This is a genomic window from Micromonospora eburnea (assembly GCF_900090225.1).
GTDB lineage: Bacteria > Actinomycetota > Actinomycetes > Mycobacteriales > Micromonosporaceae > Micromonospora > Micromonospora eburnea.
Genome location: NZ_FMHY01000002.1, coordinates 94,979 through 108,204 on the forward strand (window position 1 = coordinate 94,979; position 13,226 = coordinate 108,204).

At 72.1% G+C, this 13,226-nt stretch carries 18 protein-coding genes; 15 read left to right on the forward strand and 3 right to left on the reverse strand.

What is annotated here, in order from left to right; translation table 11 throughout:
* Window positions 1-66: 66 nt before the first annotated feature.
* The 3 genes from GA0070604_RS00585 to GA0070604_RS00595 form a co-directional block, all read right to left on the reverse strand.
* On the reverse strand, window positions 67-900 hold the full coding sequence (locus GA0070604_RS00585; protein ID WP_091126814.1) for a MaoC/PaaZ C-terminal domain-containing protein: 834 nt from the start codon (window positions 898-900) through the stop codon (window positions 67-69).
* 443 nt (window positions 901-1,343) lie between these two features.
* Window positions 1,344-2,702, reverse strand: coding sequence for a 3-oxoacyl-ACP reductase (locus GA0070604_RS00590; RefSeq protein WP_091112425.1), 1,359 nt, complete (start codon window positions 2,700-2,702; stop codon window positions 1,344-1,346).
* A gap of 9 nt (window positions 2,703-2,711) precedes the next feature.
* Window positions 2,712-3,002: a helix-turn-helix domain-containing protein gene (locus tag GA0070604_RS00595; protein WP_141721195.1), complete on the reverse strand. Its 291-nt coding sequence runs from the start codon at window positions 3,000-3,002 to the stop codon at window positions 2,712-2,714.
* A 130-nt stretch (window positions 3,003-3,132) separates the two neighbouring features.
* Here GA0070604_RS00595 and GA0070604_RS34195 point away from each other — a divergent pair, with 130 nt between their 5' ends.
* The 15 genes from GA0070604_RS34195 (at window position 3,133) to GA0070604_RS00670 (ending at window position 13,218) form a co-directional block, all read left to right on the forward strand.
* On the forward strand, window positions 3,133-3,327 hold the full coding sequence (locus GA0070604_RS34195) for a helix-turn-helix domain-containing protein (protein ID WP_091112122.1): 195 nt from the start codon (window positions 3,133-3,135) through the stop codon (window positions 3,325-3,327).
* Window positions 3,324-3,842: a hypothetical protein gene (locus tag GA0070604_RS00605; protein WP_141721191.1), complete on the forward strand. Its 519-nt coding sequence runs from the start codon at window positions 3,324-3,326 to the stop codon at window positions 3,840-3,842. Before GA0070604_RS34195 ends, GA0070604_RS00605 begins: the two co-directional genes overlap by 4 nt.
* A 140-nt stretch (window positions 3,843-3,982) precedes the next feature.
* The gene (locus GA0070604_RS00610) at window positions 3,983-4,378 is read left to right on the forward strand and encodes a hypothetical protein (protein WP_141721192.1); all 396 of its coding nucleotides are present in this window, start codon (window positions 3,983-3,985) and stop codon (window positions 4,376-4,378) included.
* A 95-nt stretch (window positions 4,379-4,473) separates the two neighbouring features.
* Window positions 4,474-4,635, forward strand: coding sequence for a DUF6011 domain-containing protein (locus GA0070604_RS32205; protein ID WP_167363362.1), 162 nt, complete (start codon window positions 4,474-4,476; stop codon window positions 4,633-4,635).
* Window positions 4,635-4,865 carry a hypothetical protein gene (locus GA0070604_RS00615; protein WP_091112133.1) on the forward strand — a complete coding sequence of 77 codons (231 nt, stop codon included), beginning with the start codon at window positions 4,635-4,637 and terminating at the stop codon, window positions 4,863-4,865. Before GA0070604_RS32205 ends, GA0070604_RS00615 begins: the two co-directional genes overlap by 1 nt.
* A 48-nt stretch (window positions 4,866-4,913) precedes the next feature.
* Complete coding sequence (locus GA0070604_RS00620; protein ID WP_091112135.1) at window positions 4,914-5,864, forward strand: HNH endonuclease; 951 nt, start codon at window positions 4,914-4,916, stop codon at window positions 5,862-5,864.
* A 505-nt stretch (window positions 5,865-6,369) separates the two neighbouring features.
* Window positions 6,370-6,774, forward strand: coding sequence for a terminase small subunit (locus GA0070604_RS00630; protein ID WP_141721193.1), 405 nt, complete (start codon window positions 6,370-6,372; stop codon window positions 6,772-6,774).
* Window positions 6,707-8,197, forward strand: coding sequence for a terminase (locus tag GA0070604_RS00635; RefSeq protein ID WP_091112145.1), 1,491 nt, complete (start codon window positions 6,707-6,709; stop codon window positions 8,195-8,197). The genes GA0070604_RS00630 and GA0070604_RS00635 overlap by 68 nt, the downstream gene beginning before the upstream one ends.
* A 48-nt stretch (window positions 8,198-8,245) precedes the next feature.
* Window positions 8,246-9,475: a phage portal protein gene (locus GA0070604_RS00640; RefSeq protein ID WP_091112149.1), complete on the forward strand. Its 1,230-nt coding sequence runs from the start codon at window positions 8,246-8,248 to the stop codon at window positions 9,473-9,475.
* The gene (locus tag GA0070604_RS00645) at window positions 9,472-10,152 is read left to right on the forward strand and encodes a head maturation protease, ClpP-related (protein WP_091112152.1); all 681 of its coding nucleotides are present in this window, start codon (window positions 9,472-9,474) and stop codon (window positions 10,150-10,152) included. The genes GA0070604_RS00640 and GA0070604_RS00645 overlap by 4 nt, the downstream gene beginning before the upstream one ends.
* Window positions 10,149-10,439, forward strand: coding sequence for a hypothetical protein (locus GA0070604_RS00650; RefSeq protein ID WP_091112154.1), 291 nt, complete (start codon window positions 10,149-10,151; stop codon window positions 10,437-10,439). The genes GA0070604_RS00645 and GA0070604_RS00650 overlap by 4 nt, the downstream gene beginning before the upstream one ends.
* A gap of 5 nt (window positions 10,440-10,444) precedes the next feature.
* Window positions 10,445-11,779, forward strand: a complete 1,335-nt coding sequence (locus GA0070604_RS00655) for a phage major capsid protein (protein ID WP_167363363.1) — start codon at window positions 10,445-10,447, stop codon at window positions 11,777-11,779.
* 21 nt (window positions 11,780-11,800) lie between these two features.
* Window positions 11,801-12,406, forward strand: a complete 606-nt coding sequence (locus tag GA0070604_RS00660; RefSeq protein ID WP_091112435.1) for a hypothetical protein — start codon at window positions 11,801-11,803, stop codon at window positions 12,404-12,406.
* Window positions 12,403-12,801 carry a hypothetical protein gene (locus tag GA0070604_RS00665; protein WP_141721187.1) on the forward strand — a complete coding sequence of 133 codons (399 nt, stop codon included), beginning with the start codon at window positions 12,403-12,405 and terminating at the stop codon, window positions 12,799-12,801. Before GA0070604_RS00660 ends, GA0070604_RS00665 begins: the two co-directional genes overlap by 4 nt.
* A 12-nt stretch (window positions 12,802-12,813) precedes the next feature.
* Window positions 12,814-13,218, forward strand: coding sequence for a hypothetical protein (locus GA0070604_RS00670; RefSeq protein ID WP_091112438.1), 405 nt, complete (start codon window positions 12,814-12,816; stop codon window positions 13,216-13,218).
* The last annotated feature ends 8 nt before the right edge of the window (window positions 13,219-13,226 follow it).

Genomic DNA, 13,226 nt, shown 5'->3' on the forward strand with positions numbered 1-13,226 from the left:
ATGAGAACAACTCAATGTGAGAACAACTTAGCGTACGAGGGGTCGACTGCCAACCCCCTTTCCTCCTCAGCGGACGGTGCCCACCAACTGCGGCGCGCCGGACCGCGCGTCGTGCAGGGCGAAGTCCCAGGCCCCGCCCGTAGCGGTGGCGCCGAAGGCCACCGTGGACGGCAGCGGCACCGGCAGCTTGAACGCCACCTCCACCGTGTACGCCTCCGGCAGTCGGCCCTCCAGCGCGGCCAGGCAGCGGGCCTTGCTCCACATTCCGTGCGCGATCGGGCGGGGGAAGCCGAACAGCCGCGCCCCGAGCCGGGAGGTGTGGATCGGGTTGTGGTCGCCGGAGACCCGGGCGTATTCGGTCCCCACCCGGGGGGTCACCTGCCATCGGGCCGAGGTGGCCGGCGGGGCCGGACGGTCGCCCCGGTCGCGCCGCGGGCCGCCGCCCGCCGTCCGCTCCCTCCCCAGGTACGTCGAGACGCCGCGCCACACCTCCTCGCCGCCGACCGAACCGATCAGCACCACGTCGAGCTGCCGACCCCGCTCGTGCGGGCGCAGGCGCTCCGCGTACGTGCGGAAGTCCAGGGTCTCGCCGGCCTCGACCGGCCGGTGCACGGTGATCCGGTTCGCCACGTGCACCACCCCCGTCAACGGGATCGGGAACTCCGCCGCGGTCATCAGCCGCAACGCCAGCGGGAAGCCCAACACGTGCGGGTACGTGGCCGGCAGCCGGTCGGCGAGCCGGAACCCGCAGACCCGGTCGTAGTCGGCCAGGTGCGCCCGGTCCACGGCCACCCCGCTGACACCGAGCTCCACCTCGGGCAGGCCCGGCCCGCGCCGCCCGCCCGTCCCGGGCAGCGCCCCGAGCAGGGCACGCCGGTAGAGCGCCCCGGCCGCCGGCATCCGGGGCAGGTCGATCCGGACCCGCTCCCCGGCCGCTGGCCCGGCGACCGCCGCCGGCTCCCGGGTGACCGCCGCGGCCGGCCCGGACAGGTCCCGGGTGACCGCCGCGGCCGGCCCGGACAGGTCCCGGGTGACCGCCGCGGCCGGCCCGGACAGGTCCCGGGTGACCGCCGCGGCCGGCCCGGACAGGTCCCGGGTGACCGCCGCGGCCGGCCCGGACAGGTCCCGGGTGACCTCGGCGGCCAGGCCGGAGAGGTCCTGGGTCTCCTCGGCGGCCAGGCCGGAGAGGCCCGCGGTCTCGTCGGGCGACCGCCCCGGGCCGCCGCCCGCCGCCGCGACCGCGTTCCGGGCCGCGGTGAGATCCTGGGTCGGGCCCTCGATCAGCTCGTGCACCGACAGCTCCTCGGCCGGCTCATCCGCCCGCCGCTGCTTCCGCCGCGCCATCACGCCCCCAGCAGACTCTGGCCGCAGACCCGGATCAGGTTGCCGGTGACCGCGCCGGTCGCCGGCCAGGCCAGCCAGCCGATCGTCTCGGCCACATCGACCGGCAGGCCGCCCTGGGCCATGCTGTTCATCCGCCGGCCCGCCTCGCGCAGCACGAGCGGCATCCGGGCGGTCAATCGGGTCTCGATGAACCCGGGCGCGACCGCGTTGAGGCTGATGCCGCGCTCGTGCAACACCGGGGCGAGCGAGTCGACCAGGCCGATCACGCCGGCCTTGCTGGTCGCGTAGTTGGTCTGCCCCCGGTTGCCGGCGATGCCGGCGATCGAGGAGACCGAGACGATCCGCCCGCCCGTCGGGATCAGGTCGCGTGCCAGCAGCACGTCGTTGATCCGCTCCTGGCTGGAGAGGTTCACGTCGATGACCGAGTCCCAGCGGTCGGCGTCCATCCGGCCGAGGGTCTTGTCCCGGGTGATGCCGGCGTTGTGCACCACCGCGTCGACGTGCCCGTGCCGGCCGGCCAGGTGCTCGGCCAGTCGATTCGGGGCGTCCGGGGCGGTCAGGTCGAGCTGCACCGCGCTGCCGCCGATCTCGTTGGTGACCGCGGCCAGCGCGTCCCCCGCCTCCGGAACGTCCAGCGCCACGACCCGGGCGCCGTCCCGGGCGAGCACCCCGGCGAGCGCCGCGCCGATGCCCCGCGCGGCCCCGGTGACCAGGACGACCTGCCCGTCCAGCGGCCGGTCCCAGTCGGCGGGCACCGTGGCGGTGCCGGCGCCGACCCGGACCACCTGCCCCGACACGTACGCGGACCGGCCGGAGAGCAGGAAGCGCAGGGTGGCCTCCAGGCTGACCGGGGTGCCGGCGCCCCCGGCCGCCGTGACGTACACCAGTTGGGCGGTGACGCCCCGGCCGAACTCCTTGCCGATGCTGCGGGTCAGCCCCTCCAGGGCGCGCTGGGCGGTCGCCTCGCGGGGCGAGCCGCATTCGGCCGGCGGGGTACCGAGCACGACCACCCGGCCGCTGGACCGCACGGCCCGGGCCTGCGGGTGGAAGAAGTCGTAGAGCTGACGCAGCTCGGTGGAGTCGGTGATGCCGGTGGCGTCGTACACCAGGGCGGCGAAGCGCGACGTGGCACCGGGGGTGGTGGTCGGGTCGGCCAGCTCGACCCCGGCGGCGGTCAGGATCTTGCCGACCGGCTCGGCGAGCCGGCCCCCGGTCGCGGAGCCGAGCAGGACCGGCCCGGGAACGAGCGGGTCGCCCGGCGTGTGCCGGCGCAGTCGAGGCGGATCGGGCAGCCCGAGGCGCTTGACCAGCGCGCGACCGGCCCCCGATTGGACGAAGCTCGCGTACCTGTCGGTCATAGGCGTAGCCTACTGGCGAGTAGTTCCACCCTCGCCCCCGTGATCGGGCCCGAGTAGCAGCCAGAGGTAGTCGCACCCGCTCGCCGTGCTGATCTGCTTAGCGATCACCGTGATCCGGCGCGGCGCCCGGTTGTCGCGCTCCCAGTTGCGCCATGAGTCGACTGGGAGGCCGCACGCTTTCGCCGCCTCGGCGATGTTCCCCCAGCCCATGCGCTGTCTGACCAGGGCCAGGCGAGCGCCGAACGTCGAGTCATCGGCGATCCACCCTGTGGACTGCCGGACCGTCGTAGCCATCGTCATGTCCGGAAGCGTAGCGGCACCGCGCAAAGATCGCCATATCGCGCATTGATTGACACGCGGACGGGTTTCTGACGGAAGAGCGCGCGAGTGACGCTTGACGGCACTTCCGTCCGTGGCTACGGTCTGCCGCATGGCGTCAAATCGAACGTTGCTAAGCATTCCCGAGGCATCTGCGCGTCTGGAGGTCTCGCCGTCGACCGTCCGCCGCTGGGTGAGGGCCGGCAAGCTCCGGTCCGTACCCATGCCGGGCGGGCGTGCCAAGGTCCGCGCAGACGACGTGACCGCGATCCTCAGTGGATCGCAGCCCGAGGCGGTGGCGTCTTGAGCCAGCGCGACATGTTCCCGGCGGCCGCGCGTCCGGCCGACGAGCCGCACCCGCCGTCGTGCCCGTGCCTGCCGTGCATTGACGCGCTGATCGCCGACGTCACCCGGCCCCTGGTGATGCCCGAGCCGCGTACCGACCCGGCCGCCGGCGACCGGAAGGACGCCGCGTACGGCGACTGGCTGGCCAACCGGCCGAACCTGCCCACCGCCGGCGGGCCCGTGCCGGAGCCGCGTACGGAGTACGTCGACGACGTCACCCGGCACGACATCTGGCCGGACGGGTGGCGGCCCGGCGTCGGCTACGTCGAGCCCGAGGCGAACCGGGGCACCCGCGGCCCGGGTACGGGTGGCGGTGCCGGCCGGCGTCCGTCCGGGCCCGGCCGCCGGCGTACGCCCGGCACCGCCGGCGGTGAGGGCCGGCCGGGCGGCTGCGCGTCCGCCACCACCGCGCTGGTTGCGCTCGTCCTCGTCGCCATGGCGGCCGCGGCCGGCCTCGTCTGGCTGGCCGCCCACTGATCCCCGGCGGCCGGCCGTGACCACCACAATCCGGCCGGCCGCCGGGCGCGTACGCGCGCGCCGGGCCCGATACGGCCCACGTTCAGCCGTGCTTCCCCCGGGCCCGGCGCGCGCCCTCATCTCTGACTCAAGGAGTGATCATGACGTATCCGACACCGACACCGGACAACCCCCTGCTCTCCGGCGAGCTGACCGCAGCCGATCGTGACCTACTCGCCGCGGTGCACTGCTGGGCCCGCACGCACGGCTGGACCGCGCACGACTGGATGGGGTGGATCAACGCCGCCGACTCCAGCCAGGCGACCGCCGGCGTACGTATCGAGCGGGTGGGCGGGTGCGGTGTGTCCGTGTTCACCCGCCCGACCAAGGACCACCCCTGGCCGGTCCGGGCCATATTCCGTCCGGTGCGCAGCGTCGGGGAGGGCGTCGACGCCTTGATCGACCTCGGGGTTCTGCCGCCGTTCCCGTGGGACACCGGCACTCGCACGCCTCGCTACTGGCCGACCGCCGCGGCGTACACCGCGCTGGGGGCGTGACCGATGTCCGCCACGCTGCTGATTTTCGTGTGGACCGCGGCCGCGACCGCCGGCGCGTACCTGGTCGGCTTCGCCGCCGGGCGGTGGTCCAAGGCATGACCCCGGTCCGCTGCCGGCTCTGCGGCCGGCTGTGCACGTCGCCGACGTCCAGGGCCCGCCGCATCGGCGACAAGTGCTGGCGCAAGCTGCGCCGCCAGCACCACGTCCAGGACGAGTTGCTGCCCGTCGTCGACGTCCATGTGCCGGGGGTGAGCTGATGGCGCGCACGATCGGCCGCGCGATCGGCCTGGAGGTGTGGGCGCATGGCACCTGGGACGAGATCGCCCAGCTGCGCGCCCAGCTGGCCGCGATGGGCCTGATCGTCGTGCCCGAGCCGGACTCGACGGACACCCAGGCGTGCCGGACCGACCCGATGCCGCCGACCCCGATCGCCGGCGAGCGGGGCCGCTACCGCTGGTATGGGCGGGTCCGTGTCCGCAAGGCCTGAGCAGCACCACCCAGCGCAACCCGCACAACTCCAGGAAGGCACCGCCCCGTGTGGCTCCGCATCGACGACAAGCTGATTACCTCGGTCAAAATCCGTGGCCTCGTCGATGACGGGGCCACCGGCGTACGCGCCACAGAACAGCGATGCGCCACGATCGGCCATTGGCTTCAGATCGTGACCTGGGTGGCCGGTGCCGGCACTGACGGGTTCGTCCCGGCCGACGTCGTCGACGAGTACGGCACCAAGGCCACCACGGCGCGGCTGCTGCGCGCCCGGTACGGCCGGGCGCCGCTGCTGCACGTACGTAACCCGGACGGAACGACGCCGGCGTGTCCGTGCCTCGACGGCCGCACCTGGCACGCCGACTACGCCTACGCCGTACATGACTACCTCGACCGCAACCCGAGCCGCAGCGAGAACGACGTCCACCGCGCGAAGAAACGCGAGCTGCGCGACGCCAAGCTCAAGCGGCAGGTACGCGACCGCGACCGGGACCGGTGCCGCTACTGCGGCCGCCTGTGCAAGCACAGCGACAGGATCACCGACGAGGGCATGACGTTCGACCACGTTGACCCCGAGGTGGCCGCCGGGATGGACAACCTTGTCGTGGCGTGCCGCGGCTGCAACAACCGTAAGAACCGGCGCACGCCCGAGCAGGCGGACATGGTGCTGTTGCCCGTACCTACCACCGACCAGACCAACGACGGAACCTACGACGGACCTACGACAGAACCTGCGACCGTCGCAGGTCCGGTCACAGGTGCAGTCGCGTGTCCGGTCACCGGTGTGCGCGCAGATCTACGCCCAGACCAGGGACGGTCACAGGAGCGGACCTCTCCCGGACGGGACGGGGCGGGCATCGTCACAGGTTCATCGACGAGGCTCGGGCCTCCCGATACTGTCCGACCAGCCGGCAGGGCATCCCCGTACCTGCGCCCCCGCGTACCCAAGGCCGGGCATCCCCCGGACGTTCCTCGCCCTGGCATGGATGAACCGTGACCGGATACTTGGATCATGTCGGCAAGCTGGGCGAGCGGGAGCACCAGGCGGTGGAGAACCGTGCGCGCGTTCGTGCTCTGGCGCGACGGCTACCGGTGCCGGGCGCACGCGGACGGCTGGTGCGATCGGGTGCCCGGGTCGCATCGGTGTACGGGCCGGGCCGAGTTGACCGGGCCGAACGCGGGGCACGCGCACCACACGCGCGGCCGCGCGGTGACCGGCGATGATCCGGCGTACATCGTGGCCAGCTGCGCGGCGTGCAACCTGCATATCGGTGACCCGACCGAGCACGTCGACCCACCGAACAGGCCGGTGACTCGATGGTGAGATCTCGCTTCCTAGGACGCGATGCGCGTTCGTGCACGCGGTCGACGCCGGCGCGAGCGCGACCGCGCAGCGCGGCGCGAAAAGTTCGGAGCCTGACCCCAGGGACACCCGCGCCCTGTCCTTTTCTCTCCCCCCGGGCCTCCGGAGGCCCCGGTTTTTCGCCAGAGCGGGGCAATTCGTGACGATTTCCAGCAAACTTCGCCTTGCGTTGCAGGAAACGCCCCGGTTGCCTCGGGATGCCGCCACGGTGGAGCTCGCGTTGACGTACGCCCGCCAGTTGGACCGGCTGATCAAGCGGTTGGGCGAGGAAGAGGCGATCGACTCGCCGGTGCACCACAAACGGGTGATCACCGAGGTCGACATCATCGGTCGCAGGCTTGAGGCCACGCTTGACCGGTTGGGGATGAGTCCGGGCGCCCGGCCGGCGGTGCGTGGTGGAGGACAGGAGGCCGGCGGTGACCCTGCAAGCGGTCAGCTCGACCAGCTGCGAGCCGACGCCGCCGCCGGCGGAGGTGGTGCCGCTGGGCTCGATTACACCGAGGCTGTGGACCCGGCCGTTACGGCCGCTGACGCCGGAGACTAGCTACGGCTTCCGGGTCATCTGGTTCGCCCGGGAGATCCTGCGTCAGCCGTTGGACCCGTGGCAGCAGTGGTGCGTGATCCACCTGGGCGAGTTGCTGCCCGACGGGCGGCCGCGGTTCCGCCAGATCCTCATCATCGTCGCCCGCCAGAACGGCAAGACGCACCTGTGCAAGGTGTTGGCGTTGTACTGGATGTTCGTCGAGCGGCAGGCCATGGTGTTCGGCACCTCAACCGACCTGGAGCAGGCCAAGGAGGCGTGGGAGTTCGCCGTCGAGCTCGCCCAGCAAACGCCGGCGCTCGCCGCCCGGGTGCGCTCCGTCCGGATCGGCAACGGGCAACAGGTCCTGTCGACCACCGACCGCTGCGCGTACAAGATCGGCGCGGCGACCCGCAAGGGCGGCCGCGGCAAGACGATCCGCCGGGCGATCGGTGACGAGCTGCGCGAGCAGCACACCTGGGAGGCGTACAACGCGGTCACGTTCGCCACGAACGCGGTGCCGGAAGCCCAGATCGTCTACATCACCAACCAGGGCGACGTCCGGTCGGTGGTGTTGCGGGCCCTGCGTACCGCCGCGGTGAAGTTCGTCGAGACCGGCGAGGGCGACCCGCGGCTGGGCATCCTGGAGTATTCGGCCCCGCCCGGTACGCACATCACCGACCCGGCCGGCTGGGCTGCGGCCAACCCGCAGCTGGGCCGGCGGATGGACCCGGACGTCATCGCCGGCGCCGCCACGCGCCTGGCCATGCCGGGCGCCGACCCGGAGGAGGTCGCCGGGTTCGTCACCGAGGTCCTGTGCATGTCGGTGCCGAAGCTGAATCCGGCGCTCGACCCGACCGGCTGGGGCGAATGCAAGGTGCCCGGAACCCTCGACGACGCCCGGTCCCGGCTCGCGCTGTGCATCGACCTGTCCCCGGACACCACGCACGCCGTCCTTGCCGCGGCGGCCGTTCTCGAGGACGGCCGGGTCCGAGTGGAGACGGTGCACGAGTGGACCGGGCCGGCGGCCGCGGCCGCCATGGAACGCGAGCTGCCCGGCTGGGTGGCCAAGCTGCGGCCCCGGGTGCTCGGCTGGTTCCCGACGGGCCCGGCGGCCGCCGTGGCGGCCCGGGTCGCGGACCGCCGCAAGGCCGGCGTGCGGGACTGGCCGCCGCCCGGCGTGACCGTCGCCGGGATCCGAGGCGAGACGTCCGCCGTCTGCATGGGGCTGGCGAAGGAGGTCAACGGGCGGACGGTGGTGCACTCCGGTCAGGACATGCTCGACGCCCAGGCCGAAGCCGTCGAGAAGAGCCCCGGTGACGCCTGGGTGTTCGTGCGCGCCGGCGGCAGCGCCGCCGCGGTGTACGCCGTCGCCGGCGCTGTCCACCTGGCCCGCACGCTGCCGACGCCCCCGCCGCCCCTCGCGGTGGTGACCGCGCGCCGGTGACGCGATCCTCAATTCCGGAATTCGATCACACGAGATACCCTTCCGGTTATGGGGTGGAGGTTGTGGCGTCGCCGGCGCCCGGCGCAAGCGCCGAGTGACCTGGTCAGCATCTCTGACCCCGCGCTGGCCGAGTATTTCCGGATCGGTGTCGGCAACTACTCGGGCGTGCCGGTGGGGGAGGCCACCGCGCTGGGCCTGTCGGCCATGTGGCGCGCGGTGAACCTGGTGTCCGGGACCATCGCCATGCTGCCGATGCCCACTGTCCGCGAGGTCGACGGCGTGGTGACCCGTGTCCGGTCGGTGTTCGACGATCCCGGCGGGGTGGTCGGCATGACGCCGTTCGAGTGGAAACAGACCGTGATCGCGCATCAGATGATGCACGGTGCCGCGTGTCTGGCCCACGTGTACAACGTGGGCGGTGCCCTGGCCGGCCTGGTGCCGATCCACCCGGGAAGCGTGCAGGTCGACCCGCCGCCGAAACAGGCGGCCAGCGAGCTGTCCACGCCCTACCAGCGCACGTATACGGCGTTCTTGCAGGACGGGTCCCGGCGCGAGTTCACCGACAAGACCATGACGTACTGCCCGGCCCTGTCGTTGGACGGCCGCCGCGGCGTCGGCCTGCTCCAGGTCGCCGCCAACAGCCTGGGCATCGCCGTGGCGGGGGACCGGGCCGCGGGCAAGATGTTCTCCGACGGCGCCCTGATGTCCGGCCTCGCCACCCCCGAGGAAGGGGAACAATGGGGCCCGGACGACGCCCAGCACATCAAGCAGGACCTCGACCTGAAAACGGCCGGGTGGGAGAACGCCTCCGGGATCGCGGTGATCAACCGGCGGATCCACCTGCAGAAGTGGCAGATGACCAACGAAGAGGCGCAGTTCCATTCCTCCCGCCAGTTCCAGATCGAGGAGATCGCACGCTTCACCGGCGTGCCGCCGCATCTGCTGATGCAGACCGAGAAGCAGACCAGCTGGGGCACCGGTGTGGCCGAGCAGAACCGCGGCTTGTCCCGCTACACCCTGGCCCACTGGACGGCACGCCTCGAACAGCGGCTGTCCCGCCTGCTCGCCGCGCCCCGGTCGGTGCGGTTCGACTACCACGAGTGGGAGAGGCCGACCCCCGAGCAGGAGATCGACCTGCTGATCAAGCAGACCGGCAAGCCGATCCTCACCGTGAACGAGGCTCGTGCCCGGCTCGGTCTGCCGCCCATCGCCGGCGGTGACGTGTTGGCGCTGCCGTCGCCGCAGCCCGGCCAGCAGCCCCAGGAGGTACCGGCGTGACCGTCCGCGAGCTGTTGCCGCCCGAGCTGCTGTCCCGCTGGTCGACCGCGGCCGGCCGTACGCAGCGCGGCGCCGGCGGCTGGTACACGATCCGCAACGAGGCCGACCGCGCCCTGGTCGAGCTGTACGACGTGATCGGCGAGTGGGGCATCTCCGCGCGCGAGTTCGTGCGTGACCTACGCGGCATCACCGCCCCGGTCATCGACCTGCGGATCAACTCCCCCGGTGGCCTGATTTACGACGGGTTCGTGATCTACAACGCGCTGCGCGACCACCCGGCGCGCGTCGAGGCGACCGTTGACGGCCTGGCCGCGTCGGCCGCGTCGTGGGTCCTGCAAGCCGCCGAGCATCGCGTCATGAACCGGCACAGCGAGCTGATGATCCATGACGGTCTGGCGCTCACCATAGGCAACGAGGCCGACCACCTGGAGACCGCGGCGCAGCTGGGCCGGCTATCGGACAACATCGCGTCGATCTACGCCACCCGCGCCGGCGGCAGCGCCGACGACTGGCGGGCCGCGATGCGGGCCGAGACCTGGTACACCGCCGCCGAGGCGGCCGCCGCCGGCCTGGCCGACGAGGCGATCGACGACGAACCCGCATCCAACATCCTGCCGCGTACGCAGCTGGTCACAGCTCGGGCGCGCGCCCACCTGGAAAGGACACCCGCCCGATGACCGACGCCCCGACCCCGGCCGCCGAGGACACCCCCGACCGGCCGCGTACCGCACCGAAGCTGCCCGACCAGGCGACCGCCGACGTGGACGACTGGGAGCAGTTCCAGCAGGTCTACGCCGGCTGGGTGGAGAGGGCCACCGACGACGAGCTCCTGGCCGAGATGGCCGCGCTCCCCGTCGACGGCCGCCCGCTCAGCCCGGCCGAGGCGTGGATGTACCACCAGTGCGAGCTGCGCCGCCGCCGCCCGACCAACCAGCGGGCCGCCGCTGGCCGTAAGAGGGGATGACACCGATGGACCCGAAGGCGACCCCGCTGGACGTGGCTCGCTTCTTCAACCGGGCGCCCGCCCGCCCGCCGGCGCCGCCGGCGAACCGGCCGGCTCCGCCGGCGGCCGGCGACCCCGCGGCCGCCACCCAGCCACGCGACGAGCCGATCCCCGCCACGATCGACGAGATCATGGACGAGATGTCGGCGATCGCGGCGAACACCGACACCCGCGCGCTGACCGACGCCGAGGCCAACCGGTACGAGCGGTTGGAATCCGCGCTTGCCGGCGCCCGCCGGTCGGAGAACATCCGCCGGCGCCAGGAGGCGTACGAGACGCCCGTCCCTGGGGACCTGGCCGTCGCCGCGTACGCGGGCACCGCACGCCGCGACGACACCTACAACCAGGCGTTCAACCACTACCTGCGCTCGGGCAAGCCCAACTCCGACCTGATGAACGCCCAGCAGGTCGGCACCGACAGCGAGGGCGGCTACCTGGTATCGCCGCAGTTCCGGCAGAAGCTGGTGGAGGCGCAGAAGTCCTATGGCGGCCTGGCCGCCGAGGTCGACGGCTTCGCCACCGACCGGGGCGGCGAGGTCGAGTACCCGTCGGTGGACGACACCGCGTCCGAGGGTGCGATCACCGCGGAGGAAGCGGCATTCGCTGGCGGTGCCGACCTGGCGTTCGGCTCCGTCTCGCTCAAGGCGTACAAGTACACCTCGACCGGGGCCGACCCCAACGCCGGCCTGCGCGTCTCCGTCGAGCTGATTCAGGACGCCGAGTTCGACATCGAGGCGCTGTTGGCTCGGGCGCTCGCCACCCGTATCGCCCGCAAGCAGGCCCGGGACTGGGTGACGGCCGACGGATCCGGCAAGCCGTACGGCATCGCGCACGCCGGCCTCACCGCGGACGTGGTGCTGGCCGCCGGCAACGCGATCACCTATCAGAAGCTGCTCGACATCGAGTCCGCGCTTGACCCGGCGTACGAGCAGTCCGCGAAGTGGGCGTTCAGTAAGAACACGTGGCAGCGCATCCGGGCGCTGGTCGACAGTGCCGGCCGGCCCCTGGTCGACCCGCAGCAGAGTTCGGGCATCGGCGGCCGGCCGGCCCGCGAGCTGCTCGGCTACCCGGTGGTGATCGACCAGGGTTTCCCCAACATGACCACGCTGAACGCGCGGTGGGGTGTGCTCGGCGACCTGCGGGAGGCGTACACGATCCGCCGCGTCGCCAACTTCACGATGATCGTCAACCCGTACTCGCGGGCGAACTACGGCCAGGTGGAGTACGTCGCCTGGGAGCGGGCGGACGGCAACGTGCAGAACCGCAAGGCGTACGCGCTGGCCCAGGCCAACGCGGCCTGACGGTGGGGGGAGTCGGCCGCGATGGTCTGGAAGCCTGACTACGTCACGTTGGTGCAGTTGCGGGACTTCTGCACCCGCTCCGGTGTGACCGCTGACGACGAGTTCCTGACCATCGCGGCCGGTGCCGCGTCCCGCGCCATCGACACGCACACCGGCCGGCAGTTCGGCAAGGTCGACGCTCCCCAGACGCGCCGGTACACCGCCGTGTGGGATCGCCGCCGCCGGCGGTGGGTCGTCGCGATCGACGACCTGTACGACGTCGACGGCCTGGTCGTCAACGTCGACGCCGGCCCGGTCGATCCGGCCGACCTCGACCTGGAACCGGCCAACGCCATGCAGGACGGCATGGTGTACGAGCGGTTGTTGATCAAACCGGGGTACCCGATCGTGGGCCGGGCCGAGTACGGGGTGACCGTCACTAGCGGCAAGTGGGGCTGGCCGGAGGTCCCCGTACCGGTGGTGCAGGCCGCGCTGTTGCAGGGCTCCCGACTGGCGTGGCGCCGCGATGCGCCCGCCGGCGTCGCCGGATCACCCGACCAGGGATCCGAGATCCGGCTACTCGCCCGGCTGGACCCCGACGTCGCGGTCAGCCTGGCCGGCCTCGTGCGCTGGTGGGCGGCAGGGTGAACCTTGCCGCAGTGATGGACGAGGTCGCCGCCTGCATGGGCCAGGTGGACGGCCTGCGCGCGTACGGGTGGCCGGTGGGGAAGGTGTCGCCGCCGGCCGCGGTGGTCAACTACCCGACCAACGCGAGCTACCTGATCGACGGCGCGAACTGGCGCATCACCCTGCAGTTGGTGATCTCCTTCGGTCCCCCGAACGAGCAGCAGACACGGGACCGGCTGGCGGCCTACCTCAACGCCTCGGGACCGGCCAGCGTGTACGCGCTGGTCGAGGCGTACGCCTGGACGTCGTGCGACGAGGTGACGTGCACAGAGGGCGACGTCGACGTCGTCACGATCGCCGGCGTCGACCAGCTGGCCGCCCTGTTCACCCTCGACGTCATCGGTTCGAAGAAGTAGGAGCGTGATCCCATGAGCGCGGTTCACGGCAAGCACACCGTGGTGACGGTGGCCACCAAGGACATCTCCGCGCACTGCAAGACCTCGTCGTACGAGGGCTCCGCGGATGTGCACGACACCACCGGGTACGGCAAGAAGGCCAAGACCAAGTCCGGCGGCCTGCTTGACGGCAAGTTCACCTGCGGCGGCACGTACGACAGTTCCGAGACCACCGGGCCGCGCGCCGCGATCAAGCCGCTGTTGGGCGAGACGGTAGCCGTGGTGCGCAAGCCGGAGGGCACCGGCGCCGGGAAGCCTCAGGACAAGTTCGACGCCGTCGTGTCCAAGTACGTGGAGACCAACCCGGTCGACGACATCGTCAGCTGGTCGGCCGAATTCGAGATCTCCGACGAGGTCGACGACACCCCCCAGGCGTAAGGAGAGCA

What these genes read in the sequence shown, in the direction of transcription:
- GA0070604_RS00585 (WP_091126814.1), bottom strand. Translation starts at nt 900, where the DNA reads ATGCCGGCGGCCGGGGCGCTCTACCGGCGTGCCCTGCTCGGGGCGCTG.
- GA0070604_RS00590 (WP_091112425.1), bottom strand. Translation starts at nt 2,702, where the DNA reads ATGACCGACAGGTACGCGAGCTTCGTCCAATCGGGGGCCGGTCGCGCG.
- GA0070604_RS00595 (WP_141721195.1), bottom strand. Translation starts at nt 3,002, where the DNA reads ATGACGATGGCTACGACGGTCCGGCAGTCCACAGGGTGGATCGCCGAT.
- GA0070604_RS34195 (WP_091112122.1), top strand. Translation starts at nt 3,133, where the DNA reads ATGGCGTCAAATCGAACGTTGCTAAGCATTCCCGAGGCATCTGCGCGT.
- GA0070604_RS00610 (WP_141721192.1), top strand. Translation starts at nt 3,983, where the DNA reads ATGACGTATCCGACACCGACACCGGACAACCCCCTGCTCTCCGGCGAG.
- GA0070604_RS32205 (WP_167363362.1), top strand. Translation starts at nt 4,474, where the DNA reads ATGACCCCGGTCCGCTGCCGGCTCTGCGGCCGGCTGTGCACGTCGCCG.
- GA0070604_RS00615 (WP_091112133.1), top strand. Translation starts at nt 4,635, where the DNA reads ATGGCGCGCACGATCGGCCGCGCGATCGGCCTGGAGGTGTGGGCGCAT.
- GA0070604_RS00640 (WP_091112149.1), top strand. Translation starts at nt 8,246, where the DNA reads ATGGGGTGGAGGTTGTGGCGTCGCCGGCGCCCGGCGCAAGCGCCGAGT.
- GA0070604_RS00650 (WP_091112154.1), top strand. Translation starts at nt 10,149, where the DNA reads ATGACCGACGCCCCGACCCCGGCCGCCGAGGACACCCCCGACCGGCCG.
- GA0070604_RS00655 (WP_167363363.1), top strand. Translation starts at nt 10,445, where the DNA reads ATGGACCCGAAGGCGACCCCGCTGGACGTGGCTCGCTTCTTCAACCGG.
- GA0070604_RS00660 (WP_091112435.1), top strand. Translation starts at nt 11,801, where the DNA reads ATGGTCTGGAAGCCTGACTACGTCACGTTGGTGCAGTTGCGGGACTTC.
- GA0070604_RS00670 (WP_091112438.1), top strand. Translation starts at nt 12,814, where the DNA reads ATGAGCGCGGTTCACGGCAAGCACACCGTGGTGACGGTGGCCACCAAG.